Here is a 16494-nt window from a genome sequence, read left to right as displayed (position 1 = left end):
GCCTCAAACAAGCCCAAGTCGCGATCAATGCTTGGCTCCGAGAATACAATCATAACCGGCCTCATCACGCCCTAGATATGCGCCCCAGTTCCAGAAACCTTAGTAGAGAAATACAAAATTAGTGGTACTGAAATTGGGCGCTAGACACCAGACTTGCGGATCATTGACCAAGACCTCTGGGATGCAGTGCGGACCCGCCAAGGGGCGTTAAAGGTCAAAAACACCAACACGCCGATCTGGGACCGCCGCCGTCCCAAAACCCTGTTTTCTGGCCTTATGAGCTGCGGTCAATGCGGGGGCGGATTTTCAAAAGTGAACAAACACAGCTTTGGCTGCTCAACCGCACGCAACAAGGGCAAGGCTTGCTGCACCAACATGGCGATGATTTCACAAGAGGAACTGGAACGGCTTGTGCTTGCTGCGCTGCAAAATAACCTGATGGATCAAGACGCTTTGGCGATGTTCTGCGAAGAATACGCCAAAGAGCGCAACCGCCTGCAGGCCTCAGCCGCGCAGAACCGTAATGCCCTCATCAAAGAACTTGCGACAGTTAAAGCCGACCATGCCAAGCTGGTCGACGCGATCCTCGCAGGCATCCCTGCGGCGCGCGTCAAAGACCGGATGCTGGCCTTTGACGCGCGCCGCATTGAGTTGGAAGCGCAGCTTGAACGCGACCCCGCCCCCTCACCAATCCGCATCCATCCAAAGATGGCCGAGACCTACCGCGATAAGATCAGCGATCTGATTTCGCAACTTCAGGAACCAGATGGCATGCTGGCGGCGAAGGATGCCCTGCGTGGTCTGGTGGATCGGATTGTGCTCACGCCAACGGAGCCAGAGGGCAAGCTGTCCGTCCACCTTCATGGCGCCCTTGCTGATCTCTTGTAGCTCGGCTTGGGGTCCAAACGCAAAAAAGGCCTGAGTGACAAAACCCAAGCCGTTGATATTATTGATGAGTTAGTATTGGTTGCGGGAGCTCGATTTTATAAATACTTGCCTTTTTATAAGATCCACACAGCTCAGCTTGGTTAAATATCCTAAAAATGCGTCCTCCAGTAAGGATGTAGCTCATCTATAACGAGGGCATGTTCATGTGTGCGTTTTCCGTTGAGATGCGGGTGATCCAATGGCAGGTTCGCATGCGTGTGCCCGACTTGGCTTCTGTCGTTTGCAGGCCACTGCACGAGACACATTATGATCCCCAAAAGTGTCAGGCTCGCCAACACCAGCAAGGCAGGGATCATGCCAAAGGTCGTCATCACCCACCCTGACAGCGGATAGGTTATGAGCCAACAGCCGTGGCTTAGGGCAAATTGCACCGAAAAGAGCGCCGTGCGATCCTCTGGATTGGCCGAGCGTCGCAAAATGCGCCCCGAAGGCGTAAGCACAACCGAGTAACCAAATCCAACAAGCGCCCAAGCTCCGAGTAAATAGACCCAGCTTAAGCCGTTTATCGCAATCAAAAGACACAGACCGATCAAGGCGAACAGCATCAAAAACGCACCCGATATCATCGCCAGGCGATCAGAGACCCTTGTGAGAAAACGTGGCAAAACAAGTGCCGCCGTCATTGACCCCGCTCCGAAAGCAAACATCGTCCACGCAAGCCCGCTATCAGACAGACCAAGCAAGTCTTTGACAGCAATGATTGTATTGACCAAAACCATCGCGCCCGCAGCCGAAGCTGCAAGGTTCAAAGCAAGCAATCCACGTAAGCGTGGTGTCGCAAAATAGATATGAAACCCTCGCGCCATGCCACCGAAGACCTTGCTTTGCTTGGCAGCAGTGGCAGACGGCAGCACCACAGACGCGACGAGCAAGGCAGAGCCCACAAAGCCAGCCACAGTTCCTAAAAAGAGCGATCCAGAGCTCATCACGAGCAGCAAAAGCGCCGCCACAGTCGGGCTCAGAATGTTTTCCAGATCATAGGCCAACCGTGATAGCGAGAGCGCGCGCGTATAATCAGCTTCATCGGGAAGAACATCAGGCAATGTCGCTTGAAAGGTCGGTGTGAACGCAGCCGAGGCGGATTGCAGCGCCAAGATCAATAGATAAACCTGCCAAACTTCCGTTACGAAAAATAATGCAAGCGCACATGCCGCTCGCACAATATCGAGGCCTATCAGCAGACGGCGACGGTCCATTCGAACGGCAACAGCGCCTGCGATTGGCGCGACACAGACATATGCGATCATCTTGATGGTAAAAATGATGCCAAGCGTCTTGGCTGCATTCGCGCCAGAGAGGTCATACGCCAAAAGACCCAAGGCAGTTGTCGCCAACCCCGTTCCCAAAAGCGCAACAACTTGTGCCGCGAAGAGGTTTCGATATGTACGATTGGAAAGAATGCTCAGCATAATGACCTCAAATGTTGGTGGCCTCTAAAACAAAGGCGATAGACATTTACCAATATGGTAGATGTTTTAGATCAAGGAATGGGCATCCAAAATTGCCCGCTTCAAGTAACACAGGCAAACATCTTTCGATGTTTGCGCTTCAATCGCGTTGCCCCAAAGGCCGAAAGACAAGGGAAAATCGATGATCTGCCTCTTGTTCAATCGACACCCAACGGAGGCATTTACATAAGAAAACTTGGCAGCCAAAGCGACAATGATGGCACGAGTATCAAGATCAACAGCAATCCAACCATCGTGAGCAGGAAAGCTGTGTTCGCACGGGTCACCGCCATCACCTCTTCATTCCCAATTCGAGCGGCCACCAAAAGCGCAAGAGCAACAGGCGGCGTCACCTGTCCGATCGCAACGGTCATCACCATCATAACCCCGAAATGGACCAGATCCACATCCAACGTCATTAACGACGGCAGTAAAACTGGCATAATCATCGGGATCAAAGGATCCAGCACCATGCCTGCAATCAAAGCAAGCAACAGCAACGAGACAATTTGAAGAACCACCGATTCAAACGGGAACAGAACCGTCATCACCTCAGCCAAAGCCATAGGCACGCGGGCTTGGGACAAGGCCCATCCTAAAGCCGTAGACAATCCGACAACCATGAGGACCTCACCCGTCAATATGGCGGCATCTACAGCCACGCGGTAAAGACCCCGAAAATCGAGGCTACGATACACGATCATAGATAAAAAGAGCGCGTAAGCGACAGCAAAGGCACCCGCCTCAGATGGTGTAAACAGGCCAAAGACCAATCCACCAAGGATCAACACAGGCATCCCCATCGGCAAGATTGCCGCCCGACCGGTCTTGAGCAAAAGCAGCCAAGAAAATCCCTGCGCGGGTTTCCAACCGTGATAGCGCGCAAGAAAGCCAATCGTAGTCATAAGAGCCAACGCCATAAGCAATCCCGGGATGGCCCCTGCAAGAAACATTGCACCCAGCGAAGTCCCTGTCACTGCTGAATAGAGGATCATTGGCGATGACGGAGGCACCAAGACCCCAATACCAGATGATGTCGCGGTCAACGCTGCCGCAAATGGGCCAGGATATCCCGCTTCCTTCATCTTTGGAATAATGACAGACCCGCTGCCCGCAAGATCTGCAACAGAGGTGCCGATCATGCCGCCGAACATCAAGCTGACAGCGACATTTACATGCGCCAACCCGCCTCGCATCCAGCCAAGCAACGCGCTGGCAAACGCGAATAGGCGATCCGCTATTCCGCCTGCATTCATGATGCCTCCAGCTAGAATAAACAAAGGCAATGTGACAAGGATGTAATCAGATAAGCCGACCAATGTCTGTTGTGGCATCGCCAGCATCCAGCCCCCTGAAAAGGTCAAAAAAACCACCACTGACGCTGCCAACGCCACGATGATCGGCAAACCGGCGAGCGCAAACACACACAGTGTTACGATTGTTGCAGCAGCAAGCCCCATCATGTTGAACGACCTCCGAAGGCTATTTGCGTAGTGCGAAACAGCAACACGGCAGCCATGCCCGTCATGCTCAGCATGAGAGCTGAAATACCAAGACCTTTTGGCATTCTGAGGATCGGAGTAACATCCGTGCCAAAGAGGTTGAGATAGGCCCCGATTTTCAAGGCGAAAAAGGCCAGTGTGAAACTGCCGATTGCGCCACAAACAACACCCAGTATACGGCGCGCACGGGTCGGCAGGCGCATGACCAAGACATCGCAGCAGATCAAACTCCCGCGTAAGACCCCCAAAAGTATACCGACGGAGGCGACCCAAATCATCGCCGTCATAACGATTTCTTCGCTCCACGGTAGAGGGTTGTCAAAAATATATCGTCCCAGCGCATTCGCCAACACAAGAACAACGATCAATCCCATCAGCGCTGCGGCAAGCATTTCAGTGCCTTGGATTGCGATCTTAGCGATAGGTCCCTTGGCCGCGTTCCCTCGTATAAAGGTGATGACCGTGTTCATTTTCTCACCTCAGGCAAGCTATGCTGGAAAAGTGCGCCGTAGCCGGGGCAATCATCCGCGACACCGCCAAGACGCAGCGCATGCCAAAACGATGATTGGACAGCAGAAACAACTGGTTTCCCCAATTCCTTTTCGACAGCATCGATCAATCCAGCGGTTAAGAAATTCGTGCAACTGATGAACACCGCATTTGCGTCTGGCGTGTCCATTTCACAAATTATATCGAAAGTTTTTTGCAGCGGCACTTCAGCCAAGGCCTGATCCGTGTCGATTTTCAGATTGCGACTGGCGACAACAGGGTGGCCGTTTTCTTCGAGGAACCGGATGGCACGATTGTGAACCTCATCAACATAGGGCGTCGCCAGAATGACGGATTCAGCCCCAACCGCTTTCAAGCCAGCCAATGACGCCGTTGAGGCCGTATTCACCGCAATCCCCGGCGCCCATTGTTTTAGCTTTGCAATAAGCGCCTGATCATAGGCTGTGCCATGCAAAAATGAAGCAGAGGTTCCACCGAAGCATAAGACATCGATAGGAGCAGACGCCAAAAGGCGCGCGGCTTGTTCCAACTCAGGCGCATCCATCATCGCCTGAATGCCTTCGACAGTTACCTTTGGCAGTTTTATCCGCGTTGTATGAACGGAAACACCTTTTGGGGCCATAGCCCACATCTCAGCTTCCATGACAATGGAGGATGCCATGAAAATCAGCCCAATCCGGCAGCGATCACCATTGCCATCATAGGTGAATTTGGGGGCCATACGGCCCCCATTTATCGTGTTAATTTGCGTACTCACTGAAGCATTTCCTCTACAGCGACCATGAATTCTGATGACACAATCTGCGCGAACTCATCGCGCAAGGGCGCGGCGGCTTCTTTAAACGGTGCCAAGTCAGGTGTATTCACCTTCAAGCCCGCTTCGATGAATTCAGAAACCAAAGACGCGTCACTGTCATCAGACAAAGTGCGCGTGGCTGCGGCACTCACTTTTGCGGAGGCCATGACTTTTTCTTGTTCTTCTGGTGAAAGTGCGTCCCAAACAGAGCCAGCCATCGTCAATGTGATGGGCGTGTAGACGTGATTGGTAAGCGAAATGAATTCTTGCACTTCGTCAAAGGAAAACTCTTTGACCACTGAAAGGGGGTTTTCTTGACCGTCCAGAACCCCTTGGCGCAAAGCAACATAGACCTCGCCCAATGCCAAAGGCGTTGGTGCCGCGCCAAGTGCTTGGAATGCCATGATACGTGTTTGCGACCCAGGTGTGCGTAGCTTTAGCCCAGCAAGATCAGCAGGCGTCTCGATGGGGCGTACTGAGTTACTGATCGCGCGGAACCCCAATTCACCAAAGGCGAGAACTTTCAATCCGTTTGTTTCAAGCAAAGAGTCAGCCAACATGCCGCCAAGCTCGCCATCAAGCAAAGTGCGTGCTGTGTCTTTGTCATCGAACAAGAATGGCAAATCAAAGATCGCAAATTTGGAATCCAGTTCGACAATGTCAGACCCCAAAGGTACAACATCCAACTGACCCGCACGCAACAGTTCTGTCAGGGCCGTTTCATTGCCCATAGCGCCGCTTTCAAAGAAGTCGACGCTGAACCCTTCTGACGCTAGCAAGTCGTCTTTAAAGGCGGTCAGCATGACGTTTAGTGGGTCGCCCGGCGGTGTTTCGACCGCCATAGTCAGTTTTGTTTCCCCGAACCCCGGTAGGGCTGAAAGCGCGGTCAATGCCGCCGCAAAAGCAAGTGTGATAGGTTTCATCGTGAACTCCCGTTGGTGTGCATGAGGCAATAGTGTCCTTGTGGACGCTTTGAATTGGAAATCGGGCAAAACAGGTTTTTTGGGTGGCTGGAAAGCCCCTCCAAAACTGGCCTTAAGCCCAATCTCACTTTCGATGCTGCCCCTTGCAGCACCCCCCAACAATTACAGAAAACCTATCTTCTACGAAGCCACACCCACATGAAGGCGCTTAAATAATTGAAATGTAATGGTAATAAATAATGGCTCTTTTCGAGAAACCGCATGTTAAAAAAAATTCGCCAGTTTGCGCACAATATTTACGCAAAATTTTTGAAAGAAAACTGTGCCGACAATTGTCAATCTCGTCTTTTTGAATACCGCTCAGCTACAGCGCTACGCTTGAGGCGCGTGACTTAGAACGGTTTTAGAAAAAGAGATAATTCAAACAGGACGGGCCGCAGCGCTTAGTGAGCGCCTCATCACGTGACGCCTCTCAAAAACAGCAAGACCTAAGAAGGGTTTTGGCTACTCTCTACTTTGGAAGTTCCTTCTTTTCTATCGAGATCGATACGCGCAGTGTCATCTCAAAGAAATTCCAAACCAGTCAAAGTGGAACGCTTCCATCACCCTGAACAGATGGACACGCTCACTGTATCGCTGGGAAAATAAATCTAGGATATGAATATGACAGTCGAAAAAACGGATACACTTGTGGTGGGAGCCGGGCAATCTGGGATTGCAATGAGTGAACACCTCACAGAAATGGGTGTGCCACATATCGTACTTGAGCGCAGCAGAATTGCAGAGCGCTGGAGATCCGAACGCTGGGATTCACTGGTGGCAAACGGACCAGCATGGCACGACCGTTTCCCCGGTCTTGAGTTCGACGACGTATCCCCTGAGACATTCCCCCCCAAGGAACGCATGGCGCGCTATTTTGAAGACTATGCAGCGATGGTCAATGCTCCTGTGCGCACCAATACCGAAGTCAAATCCGTCAAACGTTGCGAGGGTCGTCCCGGTTTTATGGTCTCGACCTCACAAGGCGAGATTGAAGCTCAGCGCGTTGTGGCAGCGACAGGCCCATTCCAAGTGCCGCTCTATCCTAAGATTGTCCCCGAAACATCCGACATCCAGCAAATCCATTCTTCTGCATATAAGAATCCCGACCAATTGGCCAAAGGGGCCGTGCTGGTTGTGGGCGGTGGCGCATCTGGGTCGCAAATTGCCGAAGAACTGCAACGGGATGGGCGCAAAGTGTATCTATCTATCGGTGAGCACTACCGCCCTCCTCGCTCATACCGTGGGCGCGATTATGTGTGGTGGCTTGGCGTTCTGGGCAAATGGGACGAGATCAAAACCGAAGCAAAGAAAAAACACGTTGCTTTCGCGGTCAGTGGCTATGACGGCGGCAAAACAATCGATTTCCGCCGCCTGGGTAACATGGGCATCACTGTGCTTGGCATCACCAAAGCCTATCAAGATGGCGTACTAACCTTCGCCCAAGACCTTGTGAAAAATATCACTGAAGGTGACGAAGCCTATCTCGATGTTCTCAGAGAAGCGGATGCATATGTCGAACGTAATGGCATCGATCTTCCGCTGGAACCCGAGGCATGGGAGGTTCAACCCGACCCCGACTGCATCACCAATCCTATACTTGATCTCGACATGAAAGAGGCTGGCATTACGACGATTATTTGGGCGACAGGGTTCAAATTCGATTTCAGTTGGATGCAGGTAGATGCCTTCCATCCAGACGGCACCCCGTTTCACAAACGCGGGATTTCTGCAGAAACAGGGATCTATTTCCTTGGGCTTCCAGAACTGACCAACCGTGCATCATCCTTTATCTACGGATGCTGGTACGATGCGAAATATATCGCGACCCATATCGGCGTTCAGCGAAATTACGTCGCGTATAAATCAAAATAGCGACCAAGACCTACGCTTAGACATCTGATCTGGTTTATCAAAACACAAACGGCCGTTTCAACATCTGATGATGCTGATGCGGCCTTAACACCATAAGGATTATACAATGAAAACTGTCATGTTTCTCAACGGCCCCAACGCCAATTTATATGGTCTTGATCCAAAAGGGGCGTATGGAAACGATAGTTTTCCGCAAATTGAATCTGCCTGTATGGCCTGCGCTGAAGATCTCGGGTTTAAACTTATCTTTCGCCAATCCAATCACGAGGGCGTGCTGATTGACTGGATTCAAGAAGCCCGTACGAGCTGTGATGGAATTCTGATCAATGCCGCGGGGCTGACCTATACCTCTATCGCCATTCTTGATGCTTTGCTGGCCTTTGACGGCCCCATTATCGAATGCCACATGAGCAATATTTGGAAACGTGAGGCTTTTCGCAGCCACTCATTCATTTCCAAAGCAGCAACTGGCGTGATCGCTGGACTGGGGGTGCAGGGGTATCTTTTGGGGCTGACGGCAATGAATACACTGATCAAGGGTCCTCAAACATGACAGACAGTCTGGTATTCTATAGTAAACCCGATCCGTTTGATGCGTGGCGCGATGCGTTGACACCTCACTTGGGCGATCAGGTTCGCATCGAAAATGCAGACGCCGTCAGCAATGTCGATGATGTCCGATTTGCATTGGTTTGGATGCCTCCTCTTGGCTTTTTTGATCGTTTTCCGAACCTTGAATTGGTGATCAACCTCGGGGCTGGCGTGGATAGGCTGGTGGCCCGAGAAGACCTGCCAGATGTGCCGATCACACGGTTGTCTGATCCCAAAATGGGCCAGATGATGGCAAGTTTTGTGTTGTTTTCTGTCCTGCGTCACGCACGCGATATCCCTTATTTCGAGGCCGCTCAAGCGCGTCAGGAATGGGCTTATAAACATCCGCGCGCAGCCAGTGACATTAAGGTTGTGGTTCTAGGGTTGGGGCAACTCGGGGCGCTTGCGGCAAGTGAAATCGCGCGCCAAGGCTTTGACACTCACGGTTGGGCCACAAAACCTCAAACACTATCAGGCGTAACAGTCCACTGCGGCGATGAAGCCCTCGATGGGCTATTGGGGGACGCTGATATTGTCGTGTGCATGCTGCCTTTAACAGCAACGACCCGCGAACGCCTTAACGCGAGCAGCTTTGCCGCAATGAAACCCGGCGCTGCTTTCATCAATGTGTCGCGTGGCGAAGTCGTGGCGGAATCCGCACTCATCGAGGCGCTGCGCTCAGGTCACCTCTCAGGCGCAACATTGGATGTTTTTCAAACGGAACCGCTGGGGCCTGAACATCCGCTTTGGTCGATCCCGAACGTGCTCATCACCCCGCATCTCGCGTCAGTTGCACTGCCCAAAAGTGCCGCGCCACAAATTGCCGCCAATATCAAAGCTGTTCAAAACGGCGATGCATTGAGCAACGAGGTTTCCAGAGTGCGTGGATATTAGGCACTCTGGGTTTACTTTTCTGACCACGGTTATGCGCCGCAGTGAAGAAGACTCTTGTTATGCAAATAATTCAGACAGTTAAGTGATTAGAGTGGTAAAAGCTAAGTAGCGGTTTGAAAATTGTGATTTTTAAAAACGTCGTCATTCCCACAGGCTCAGGTTAAGAGACGGTCCCTCCTCGGATAGGCAGTCATCTCAGTTTCGCAAGACATAACGTCACTTACCCAACCGGAGTTTAAAATGAAAAAGCTACTCTTAACCGCTGCTGCTATCAGCATGTTTGCACCCGCCGCGTTTTCTGAAACATTGACAGTCAGCAGCTGGGGCGGAAGCTTTCGCGATTTGATTGATCAGACCATTGCCAAGAAATTCACTGAAGAAACTGGCGTCGAAGTCGAGTTCATCACCGGCGGCACCATCGACCGCCTGAACCAAGCAAAGCTGAACCGGGATATGCCGGAAAGCGACGTCACCTTCACCACATCACACATTGGTTGGCTTTATACCAATGACGGATTGTTTGAAGAATTGGACATGTCCAAAATTCCAAACGCAGAGAACCTTGTTGAGCAAGCCAAAATCAGCCCTGCTCACATCGGCGCATGGGCATATGTCTACACCATCGGCTATCTGCCTGATTCAGTGCCAGAAGGCATAACATTCGACAGCTGGAATGATCTATGGTCGCCGGAACTGGAAGGCAAAATCGCGGCACCTGATTTTGATCCATCGCACATCATTTCCGTCGCAGCCAAGCTTGAAGGCGTTGACATTGAAAACTGGCAGGATGCTTCCGAAAAGTTATTGGCACTCAAGCCTAACTTTAAAGCCTTCTACACCAATGATGCGAACTCACAGCAATTGCTGTCAACGGGCGAAACACCTGTGCAAGTCATGCTTTCAATGAATGCGTATCACATGCAATCAGAAGGCTTGGACGTACAGATTGCCATCCCTTCTGAAGGTGCTGTTTTGGGTGTCGATACAATGGGCATCACAGCTGGCACGGATCAAGAAGAGTTGGCGTATAAGTTCATCAATGCCGCTCTGGACCCCGAAGTTCAGGCCAAAATCGCTGAAATCAAAAAAGGCAGTCCGGTTGTCTCAAATGCCGTACTTCCTGACGAGATCGCAGCGCTCCCAGGTATTTTCACGACGCCTGAGCAATGGGAAAGCGAAACGCTTATTATCCCGCATGATCTTCGTGCTGAAAAAACAGCCGAATGGCGCCAATGGTTTTCAGAAAACATGATTTCCAGCAACTAAGCCTGACCAAGACGACAGCCCAGCAGTCTAAACTGCTGGGCCCCCTCAAACAGAGTAGCCTTTTTTAATGTCGAAACGCCCTTTTCTTGGATGGTTTTCCCTACCCTCGGTCTTGATTGCCTTTGCGATCACCGCCTCTTTTATTGCGATCGTGCAATACAGTTTCAGGGCCTATGTCCCCGGATCACTCGACCCCGGCGGTTTCACGTTCGATAACTTTACGACGCTTTGGAAAATGGTCTACGGGCAAGCGTTTTTGAACACTGTATTGCTCTGTTTTTGGACCGCGATATTCACCTTATTGATCGGCTATCCCCTTGCCTATGCTATGGTGCGCGCGCAATCGGTGAAGCTGCGCAGTGCCATTCTGTTGATCTCACTCACCCCGCTATTCTTAGGCGAAATTGTACGCACCTATTCGTGGATCATCGTGCTGGGCAATCGTGGTTTTGTGAATGCGGCCTTAATGCAGATGGGGCTCATCGATGCCCCCATCAACTTTATGTTTACTATGACCGGCGTCGTTATCGCATTGGTGCATTTTACATTGCCAATTGTGGTGGTGATGCTGGCCGCAGCCTTGTCGCATATCGACCTGAACCTTGAGCGTGCCGCAACCTCACTTGGCGCTGGCCGTGTGCGCGTTTTTGCAAGCATCACCCTGCCCCTATCCATACCCGGCATCGCCGCAGCCACCTCAACTGCATTTGCTTGGACGTTCTCGGCGTTTGCCACGCCGCAAATGATTGGCGGCGGCAAGGTACAGACCATTTCCACATTGGTTTACCAAGTTGGCTTTGCATCGTTCAACTTCCCGCTCGCAGCATCATTGTCGTTGGTGGGGCTGCTGTTCACCATCGCAGTGCTTGCCATTTTTAACACCGGCATTCGTCGTTTGGAAAAGTTCGGAGCGCATTCATAATGAAAAAGTCTTTCTTTGATCATCTGCTAGACTGGAGTGGCCGGATTCTTTTGACCATGATCCTCGGCTTTGTGCTGCTCCCCTTTTTAGTGGTTTTTATCGCCTCCTTTAACGACAGTGCGATCCTATCTTTTCCTCCGAAAAACTGGTCACTACGCTGGTATACGAACGCCATTGAGTATCGGGATTTTGGGAAAGGACTGGTCAATTCACTTAAGATTGCGGCCATTGGTGCGACATGTGCCATGATCGCAGGTTCAGGCTTTGCATATGTTTTGAACCGCTATGAGTTCTCATTGAAATCTGTGTTGAACAGCATTCTCATGTCGCCCTTGATCATCCCCAATTTCACCATTGGTCTTGGTTTGCTTATCCTGTCCACAGCGGCGTCTTTGCCGAGAACAATTTGGCTGGTGATTGGCGTTCATGTCATCATCGTGCTGCCTTTTGTGATCCGCTCTGTCTACGTTTCATTGCAAAACTTCGAGCGCCGCTATGAACAGGCCGCGGAAAGCCTTGGTGCATCCCCGCTGCGTGTTTTGCTGACCATTACGCTTCCGCTTTTGGTGCCGGGTCTTATTTCTGGCGCGCTCTTTGCTGCCATTTTGTCGTTCAACGAGTTTACGGCCTCACTGTTTGTCGTGAACCAAAGCACCCAGACTTTCCCCGTCGCGATGTACAACTACGTCCGCGAATACGCTGACCCAACGCTGGCCGCCGTCTCAGTCATTTACGTGATTGCCGTCGCTGCCCTGCTTCTCGTCGTGCATAAATTCTTCCGTCTTGAAAAGGTCCTCAATGTCGAATGAGATTTCCCCCAGCGTTCCGCAGAACAAACCCCAACACCCAGCCGTTCAGATCGATGGTGTTGGCAAGTCTTTCTCTGGGACCGTCGCGCTAGAACCAGTCTGGCTGAAAATTCGTCAAGGAGAGTTTCTCACCTTGCTGGGCCCATCAGGCTGCGGAAAAACCACGCTGCTTAATCTGATTGCGGGCTTTCTTGAGGCGGATTGTGGCGAATTGTTTATCAATCGCGACCTTGTCACCCAAGTGCCACCACACCGACGTGAAATTGGAATCGTGTTCCAGAATTATGCTTTATTTCCGCATATGACTGTGGCGCAAAACGTTGGCTACGGCTTGCGCACGCGCCACGTGTCTAAGGCGGAAACGGCCGAACGCGTGCGAGAAGCATTGGAACTGGTCAAGCTTGAAGATTTTGCAGATCGCAAACCCAATCAACTCTCGGGCGGTCAACAGCAACGCGTTGCGCTGGCACGGGCCTTGGTTATTCGCCCGAAGGTCCTGCTTTTGGATGAACCTTTTTCTGCGCTTGATCGGAATTTACGCACAGCAATGCAAGTCGAGCTCAAAGAAATCCAAACCCGCCTCGGCCTCACCACAGTGTTTGTCACGCACGACCAAAGCGAGGCCCTGAGCATGTCAGACCGCATAGCAGTGATGTCTCGCGGGCAGATCCGTCAAATCGGGTCTCCGACCGATATTTATGACCGGCCTCAGAACCAATTTGTGTCAACTTTTGTCGGCGACGCAAATCTATTTTCTGCCACTTTTGTGGACCGCGACGAATCCTCTGTGCGTCTCACGGTCGGCGCAACACAGTTGCAGTTGGAAACGTACCAAGATGATCTTCCTGAACTCGGTCCTGTGACATTATTTGTCCGCCCCGAGCAATGCAAATTGACGCAAGCCGGAGAGGCCGGAAGCATTCCCGCAACCGTTGCTTTGACCGTTTATCAAGGCAGTTACGCCGAAGTGCATCTTGACTGCGCCGCCGCGGACAATCGCGTGATGCAACGTGTGCCAGCAAGTGAAGCGCCAATCGCAGGCACCAAGGTTGGTATCGCGTTACCGTCCCGTGGTCCTGCAATCTATAAACTGAATGGAGAGGTCGAATGACCAATACTATGCGTGCCGTGATTGCGAGCAAAGCTGGCGGCCCAGAGGTTCTCGAACTTGTTGAGCGCCCCATCCCCGTACCAAAAGCCGGAGAGGTGCTTATTCGCGTTGCAGCATCAGGTATTAACCGACCGGATATTATGCAACGCTCAGGCGCTTTGCCCGCCCCAGCAGACGTCTCCGACATCCTTGGACTAGAAGTCTCAGGCACCATCACACGCCTTGGTGAGGGTGTGGATGCTCTATCTGAGAATACAGATGTGATGGCCTTGGTCAAAGCTGGCGGATATGCTGAATACGTACCTGCAAAGGCAGATCACTGCCTGCCAATTCCTGCAGGGCTAACCAAGGCAGAGGCTGCCGCACTTCCTGAAGGTCTGTTCACAATTTGGCACAATCTCTTTGAGCGTGGGGCCCTCAAAACGGGTGATCGCGTTTTAATTCAAGGGGGGGCCAGCGGTATAGGCACACTGGCATCGCAACTCGCGACGGCTTGGGGGGCTGACGTTTTTGTCACCGCAGGCGGCGCTGAGAAATGTGCGGCATTAAGTCAGATGGGCATACATGCCATTGACTACCGTACAGCGGATATCACCGAAGACATAATGCGCGTGACGGGTGGTCACGGGGTAGACGTCGTGCTGGACATTCTTGGTGGCGATATGATCAACAAGCATCTGGCCTGCATGGCGCAGGGTGGGCGCCACATCGGTCTGGCATTCATGACGGGCATGATCGCGCCCGTGGATCTTGGGCTGGTGATGCGAAAAGGTCTTTGGCTCAGCTCATCCACACTGCGCCCCAAAAGTGATACGGACAAAGCCGAGATCGCGCAGAACGTTCGTGAAAAGCTTCTTCCCCTCATCGCCAACAAAAGCGTCCGCCCCGTGATATCCCAAACCTTCGCGTTAGACGATGTGGCGCAGGCACACACATTTTTAGAAAGCGGCAACAATATTGGCAAGATCGTCTTGGCAACGCAAAAGGCGCCGCTATGAAGCTTTCGCTGTATTGGGGGTCGGCGTCACCATTCGTACGCAAGGTGATGGTTGTGGCGCATATGTTGCAGATTGAGGACTCCATCGAGGTGCTCGACAGCGCTGCGCATCCCACGGACAGAGACACACGCATTCAGACCTATAATCCGCTGGCGAAAGTCCCTGCGGCTCGGACTGAAGATGGTGTTGTGTTGTATGACAGCCGCGTGATTTGCGAATATCTCGACACCGAGAAAAATGGCGCGTTATTCCCGCGCGCAGGTGCTCCCCGTTGGACTGCGTTGCAACGCCAAGCCCTTGCCGATGGATTGCTGGATGCGGCATTGCTGATCCGCTACGAAACGCTGCTGCGCCCCGAACAGCACCGCTGGCCATTGTGGATCGAAAAGCAAACCGAAAAGGTCATGGATGCGCTCAACGCTATGGAGGCCGACATTCCAGATGCTCGATGCCAAGACATCGGCGCCATCAGCTATGCCTGCGCCCTTGGCTGGCTCAACTTTCGTTTCCCCGACCTGTCTTGGCAACAAGAGCGGCCTGCTTTGGCGCATTGGCACGCCGCGTTTGAGAAAACCCCTGCCTTGATAGCCACCCGCCCCACGGCCTGAATATCTTTGGACCTTAGCCGCCCCAAAGATGACCACTGCGATATAAAAAGGAGCATTCCGATGCCACATATCCGCCACCGCAAATTCAACACAAAAGAAACCTACCCCGAGCAAAATCTTGATAACGATTTGTCGCAAGCCGTGATCGCCAAAGGCGGAACGACAATATTTTTGCGTGGTCAGTGCCCCCAAGATTTGGATACGGCCGAAAACATCCAAAGCAACGACCCAGTAGAGCAAACCCACAAGGTCATGAGCAACATTCGCCAACTTGTGCAAGAATGTGGCGGCGAGATGCGCCACGTTACGAAACTGGTCGTGTATTTGACGGATGTACGCCACCGCGAGGCCGTATACAAAACCATGGGAAGCTATATCAAAGGCGTTTACCCAGTCTGCACCGGTCTTGTGGTTGTCGCCTTAGCGCGCCCTGAATGGTTGGTCGAAATTGATGCCACGGCCGTTATCCCCGACTGATTTTAATTGTGTAACTTTAAGACTTAGCGCCGCTTGCTGCGCTAAGCCTGAACACATCCACGTTCACCTTGAGCCCTTCCCCTTGGAGATTACATGACTTTTTCTATCATTGGCCACTGCCCTGACACCGGAATGTTCGGGGTCGCGATATCATCGTCATCCCCAGCAGTTGCGGCACGGTGCTCTTTTGCACGTGCAAAGGTTGGTGCCGTTGCGACACAAAACATTACAGATCCGCGATTGGGACCACATGCTCTTGATCTCATGGAACGCGGCGCCAGCCCTTCAGAAGCCCTATCGATCCTAGAGCGCAGTGGCCCACATATGGGCTACCGACAAGTTCTAGCAGTTAATCGCTCAGGCCAAAGTGCAATTTATTCAGGCACTCACGTTTTAGGTCTATGGTCTGAAGCCACAGGGCCAGACACAGCTGCCGCCGGTAATCTGTTAGCAGATGCAGATGTGCCAGAAGTCATGGTACAATCTTTTATTAACAGTACGGGTCATTTGGGCCAGCGGCTTTTGAGGGCTTTACGGGCAGGCTTAACGGCTGGCGGCGAAGCTGGGCCAGTTCATTCTGCGGGCTTGCTGTTGGTTGATCAAGAAAGTTGGCCTCTGGCAGAACTGCGTTGTGACTGGACAGAAAACTGCCCCATTACGGCGTTGGAAGCCTCTTGGGACGTTTTTCAGCCCCAGATGGAGACATATGTCACCCGTGCGCTCGACCCGCGTGATGCGCCCTCTTATGGCGTTCCGGGCGACGAGTAACTACAGTTT

At 52.1% G+C, this 16494-nt stretch carries 18 protein-coding genes; 13 read left to right on the top strand and 5 right to left on the bottom strand.

All coding sequences use genetic code 11. The features are described 5' to 3' along the window. Both KO497_RS19500 and KO497_RS13850 read left to right on the top strand, forming a co-directional pair. Positions 1–122 (top strand): integrase core domain-containing protein (locus KO497_RS19500; protein ID WP_215944554.1); only part of this gene is annotated, 122 nt, incomplete at its 5' end. Between the two features lie 31 nt (positions 123–153). Beyond that, the gene (locus tag KO497_RS13850; protein WP_215944551.1) at positions 154–888 is read left to right on the top strand and encodes a zinc ribbon domain-containing protein; all 735 of its coding nucleotides are present in this window, start codon (positions 154–156) and stop codon (positions 886–888) included. Positions 889–1037: 149 nt separating this feature from the next. Here the strand turns inward: KO497_RS13850 and KO497_RS13845 are convergent, their stop codons facing one another. The 5 genes from KO497_RS13845 to KO497_RS13825 all read right to left on the bottom strand — a co-directional run bounded on the left by KO497_RS13845 (position 1038) and on the right by KO497_RS13825 (position 6127). After that, on the bottom strand, positions 1038–2357 hold the full coding sequence (locus KO497_RS13845) for an MFS transporter (RefSeq protein ID WP_215944550.1): 1320 nt from the start codon (positions 2355–2357) through the stop codon (positions 1038–1040). 221 nt (positions 2358–2578) lie between these two features. Further along, positions 2579–3859 carry a TRAP transporter large permease gene (locus KO497_RS13840; RefSeq protein ID WP_215944549.1) on the bottom strand — a complete coding sequence of 427 codons (1281 nt, stop codon included), beginning with the start codon at positions 3857–3859 and terminating at the stop codon, positions 2579–2581. Then, a complete protein-coding gene (locus KO497_RS13835; RefSeq protein ID WP_215944548.1) occupies positions 3856–4368 on the bottom strand; it encodes a TRAP transporter small permease in 513 nt (170 codons plus the stop codon). Before KO497_RS13835 ends, KO497_RS13840 begins: the two co-directional genes overlap by 4 nt. Then, positions 4365–5165: a maleate cis-trans isomerase family protein gene (locus KO497_RS13830; RefSeq protein WP_215944547.1), complete on the bottom strand. Its 801-nt coding sequence runs from the start codon at positions 5163–5165 to the stop codon at positions 4365–4367. Before KO497_RS13830 ends, KO497_RS13835 begins: the two co-directional genes overlap by 4 nt. Beyond that, a complete protein-coding gene (locus KO497_RS13825; protein ID WP_215944546.1) occupies positions 5162–6127 on the bottom strand; it encodes a TRAP transporter substrate-binding protein in 966 nt (321 codons plus the stop codon). Before KO497_RS13825 ends, KO497_RS13830 begins: the two co-directional genes overlap by 4 nt. Before the next feature lie 663 nt (positions 6128–6790). Here KO497_RS13825 and KO497_RS13820 point away from each other — a divergent pair. The 11 genes from KO497_RS13820 to KO497_RS13770 all read left to right on the top strand — a co-directional run bounded on the left by KO497_RS13820 (position 6791) and on the right by KO497_RS13770 (position 16485). Beyond that, entirely contained in the window at positions 6791–8041 is a 1251-nt protein-coding gene (locus KO497_RS13820) for a flavin-containing monooxygenase (protein ID WP_215944545.1), read from the top strand. 106 nt (positions 8042–8147) lie between these two features. Further along, positions 8148–8594 carry a type II 3-dehydroquinate dehydratase gene (locus KO497_RS13815; protein WP_215944544.1) on the top strand — a complete coding sequence of 149 codons (447 nt, stop codon included), beginning with the start codon at positions 8148–8150 and terminating at the stop codon, positions 8592–8594. Beyond that, positions 8591–9526 carry a 2-hydroxyacid dehydrogenase gene (locus KO497_RS13810; protein WP_215944543.1) on the top strand — a complete coding sequence of 312 codons (936 nt, stop codon included), beginning with the start codon at positions 8591–8593 and terminating at the stop codon, positions 9524–9526. The genes KO497_RS13815 and KO497_RS13810 overlap by 4 nt, the downstream gene beginning before the upstream one ends. Before the next feature lie 240 nt (positions 9527–9766). Next, positions 9767–10792 (top strand): ABC transporter substrate-binding protein, encoded by a 1026-nt coding sequence (locus KO497_RS13805; protein ID WP_215944542.1) that lies wholly within the window; start codon positions 9767–9769, stop codon positions 10790–10792. A 67-nt stretch (positions 10793–10859) separates the two neighbouring features. Then, positions 10860–11714: an ABC transporter permease gene (locus KO497_RS13800; protein ID WP_215944541.1), complete on the top strand. Its 855-nt coding sequence runs from the start codon at positions 10860–10862 to the stop codon at positions 11712–11714. Continuing rightward, complete coding sequence (locus tag KO497_RS13795) at positions 11714–12523, top strand: ABC transporter permease (protein ID WP_215944540.1); 810 nt, start codon at positions 11714–11716, stop codon at positions 12521–12523. The genes KO497_RS13800 and KO497_RS13795 overlap by 1 nt, the downstream gene beginning before the upstream one ends. Next, positions 12513–13634 carry an ABC transporter ATP-binding protein gene (locus KO497_RS13790; RefSeq protein ID WP_215944539.1) on the top strand — a complete coding sequence of 374 codons (1122 nt, stop codon included), beginning with the start codon at positions 12513–12515 and terminating at the stop codon, positions 13632–13634. Before KO497_RS13795 ends, KO497_RS13790 begins: the two co-directional genes overlap by 11 nt. Next, a complete protein-coding gene (locus tag KO497_RS13785; RefSeq protein ID WP_215944538.1) occupies positions 13631–14632 on the top strand; it encodes an NAD(P)H-quinone oxidoreductase in 1002 nt (333 codons plus the stop codon). The genes KO497_RS13790 and KO497_RS13785 overlap by 4 nt, the downstream gene beginning before the upstream one ends. After that, the gene (locus KO497_RS13780; RefSeq protein ID WP_215944537.1) at positions 14629–15240 is read left to right on the top strand and encodes a glutathione S-transferase N-terminal domain-containing protein; all 612 of its coding nucleotides are present in this window, start codon (positions 14629–14631) and stop codon (positions 15238–15240) included. The genes KO497_RS13785 and KO497_RS13780 overlap by 4 nt, the downstream gene beginning before the upstream one ends. A 60-nt stretch (positions 15241–15300) precedes the next feature. Then, positions 15301–15717, top strand: coding sequence for a RidA family protein (locus KO497_RS13775; protein WP_215944536.1), 417 nt, complete (start codon positions 15301–15303; stop codon positions 15715–15717). A gap of 93 nt (positions 15718–15810) precedes the next feature. After that, positions 15811–16485, top strand: coding sequence for a DUF1028 domain-containing protein (locus tag KO497_RS13770; RefSeq protein ID WP_215944535.1), 675 nt, complete (start codon positions 15811–15813; stop codon positions 16483–16485). The last annotated feature ends 9 nt before the right edge of the window (positions 16486–16494 follow it).

This window comes from Pacificibacter marinus, assembly GCF_018860665.1.
GTDB classification, from domain to species: Bacteria; Pseudomonadota; Alphaproteobacteria; order Rhodobacterales; family Rhodobacteraceae; genus Celeribacter; species Celeribacter marinus_A.
Note: the sequence above shows the minus strand (reverse complement) of the source record. Positions and strands in the feature narration are given on the sequence as shown.

Bases quoted from the DNA above. Each gene is read 5' to 3' on its own strand.
- KO497_RS13845 (WP_215944550.1), bottom strand. From the start codon at position 2,357: ATGCTGAGCATTCTTTCCAATCGTACATATCGAAACCTCTTCGCGGCA.
- KO497_RS13840 (WP_215944549.1), bottom strand. From the start codon at position 3,859: ATGATGGGGCTTGCTGCTGCAACAATCGTAACACTGTGTGTGTTTGCG.
- KO497_RS13835 (WP_215944548.1), bottom strand. From the start codon at position 4,368: ATGAACACGGTCATCACCTTTATACGAGGGAACGCGGCCAAGGGACCT.
- KO497_RS13825 (WP_215944546.1), bottom strand. From the start codon at position 6,127: ATGAAACCTATCACACTTGCTTTTGCGGCGGCATTGACCGCGCTTTCA.
- KO497_RS13820 (WP_215944545.1), top strand. From the start codon at position 6,791: ATGACAGTCGAAAAAACGGATACACTTGTGGTGGGAGCCGGGCAATCT.
- KO497_RS13815 (WP_215944544.1), top strand. From the start codon at position 8,148: ATGAAAACTGTCATGTTTCTCAACGGCCCCAACGCCAATTTATATGGT.
- KO497_RS13810 (WP_215944543.1), top strand. From the start codon at position 8,591: ATGACAGACAGTCTGGTATTCTATAGTAAACCCGATCCGTTTGATGCG.
- KO497_RS13805 (WP_215944542.1), top strand. From the start codon at position 9,767: ATGAAAAAGCTACTCTTAACCGCTGCTGCTATCAGCATGTTTGCACCC.
- KO497_RS13800 (WP_215944541.1), top strand. From the start codon at position 10,860: ATGTCGAAACGCCCTTTTCTTGGATGGTTTTCCCTACCCTCGGTCTTG.
- KO497_RS13795 (WP_215944540.1), top strand. From the start codon at position 11,714: ATGAAAAAGTCTTTCTTTGATCATCTGCTAGACTGGAGTGGCCGGATT.
- KO497_RS13790 (WP_215944539.1), top strand. From the start codon at position 12,513: ATGTCGAATGAGATTTCCCCCAGCGTTCCGCAGAACAAACCCCAACAC.
- KO497_RS13785 (WP_215944538.1), top strand. From the start codon at position 13,631: ATGACCAATACTATGCGTGCCGTGATTGCGAGCAAAGCTGGCGGCCCA.
- KO497_RS13780 (WP_215944537.1), top strand. From the start codon at position 14,629: ATGAAGCTTTCGCTGTATTGGGGGTCGGCGTCACCATTCGTACGCAAG.
- KO497_RS13775 (WP_215944536.1), top strand. From the start codon at position 15,301: ATGCCACATATCCGCCACCGCAAATTCAACACAAAAGAAACCTACCCC.
- KO497_RS13770 (WP_215944535.1), top strand. From the start codon at position 15,811: ATGACTTTTTCTATCATTGGCCACTGCCCTGACACCGGAATGTTCGGG.